This is a genomic window from Lachnobacterium bovis, from assembly GCF_900111325.1.
GTDB lineage: Bacteria > Bacillota > Clostridia > Lachnospirales > Lachnospiraceae > Roseburia > Roseburia bovis_A.
Map to the genome: position 1 here is coordinate 1 of NZ_FOGW01000059.1, position 1,398 is coordinate 1,398.

A 1,398-nucleotide genomic window follows, 5' to 3' on the forward strand; every position below is an offset into this window, starting at 1 on the left:
TCTTTGATAATCCTTTTCATTTACACTATCGTGAATGGCATAGGAAATTCTAAACTTGATTTAGAGGATTGTATTTCATTCATGCGTGAAAAATTAGTCGGGATGGATTGGTTAAAAAACATTGAATTATAGCTAAATGTATCGTGGGTGCTATAGATAGGATTTTGAGATGGTTGACCAAATTGCTCCAAAAGATGGGGACAAGATTTTTGTAAAAGAGATTTGCTGACTGTCTTTCTATGGATGTAGCAAAGGAGTGGGGATTAGAATTTTTTACGGAACCGGAAAGTTTTTTGTTGACAGCTTTGTAACTATTGTAATAAACTATTATTATTAGGAGAGGAGGTGCTTCATTATGATGATAACTAGAATGAATATTTTATCTGAATATCTCATGAAGACCTCGGTGATTTTTGTTTAATTTATTATGATTAGATGCCGTGGACTTTTGCCACGGCTTTTTTTTATAGCATAGGAAATTGCTTTCCTATGATATAAAAACGCTCCGCTATGGATGCGACCGATGCACAGATGAATTATGCAAGCTAAAGCTTGCGCGCATCGGCGAGCAAAGAGTCGCGAGCGACTCTTTGTTCTTAAAAAAGTCATGGCTTTCGTAGATATTCATACAAGCTCGAAGGAATCAGTTAACTAGAATATTTATGGAGGAAAAATATGATTAGTTTGAAGGTAATTAACGAGGACAATTTTGTAGATGCATTTAATCTCAAGTTAGCTAAAGGTCAAGAGGAGTATGTTTCTCATCCGGTACGGAGTCTAGCGCAGGCTTATGTATATAGGAATCAATGCCAACCCTTTGGAATATATGCTGATGAAAAGATGGTTGGGTATGTCATGGTGATATATGATTATGATGTACCTGAGTATGATATTTGGCATATGATGATTGATGAATCTTTGCAAGGTAAAGGTTATGGGAGAGCTGCGCTTAACCAAATTATTGAATATATAAAAGCAAAACCATTCGGTGATTCTAGCAGAATTGCACTAACCTGTAATAAAAATAATTATGTAGCCAAAGCGCTATATGAAAGTATTGGTTTTTCCGCTACGGGAGTTGAGGATGAAGATGAAATTGAACTTGTTATGAATGTATAATAATCATAGAAAGGGAGCTAGGCAAAATCATTACGTAAATGTTAAAACATACATTTGAAAACATAAAGTTACACATAGAAGAAATAAAAACTAAAAATTTCGGGGGTATAAGATGAATATTTATGGGAAAAAAGTAATGTTGAGAGCGATGGAACTATCGGATTGCGAAATGATTATAGAGATGTTTAATGATCCTCAGATGGAAGATCTTGTTGTTGGTTGGGCTTTTCCTTTATCAAAATATGCTCAACAAAAGTGGTTAGAAGCCCATTATAATGA

Annotated in this window: 1 protein-coding gene; it reads left to right on the plus strand. The window is 34.6% G+C overall.

What is annotated here, in order from left to right:
- The first annotated feature begins 675 nt into the window (after positions 1 to 675).
- On the plus strand, positions 676 to 1,119 hold the full coding sequence (locus tag BMY79_RS11755) for a GNAT family N-acetyltransferase (RefSeq protein WP_022750261.1): 444 nt from the start codon (positions 676 to 678) through the stop codon (positions 1,117 to 1,119).
- Positions 1,120 to 1,398: the final 279 nt, after the last annotated feature.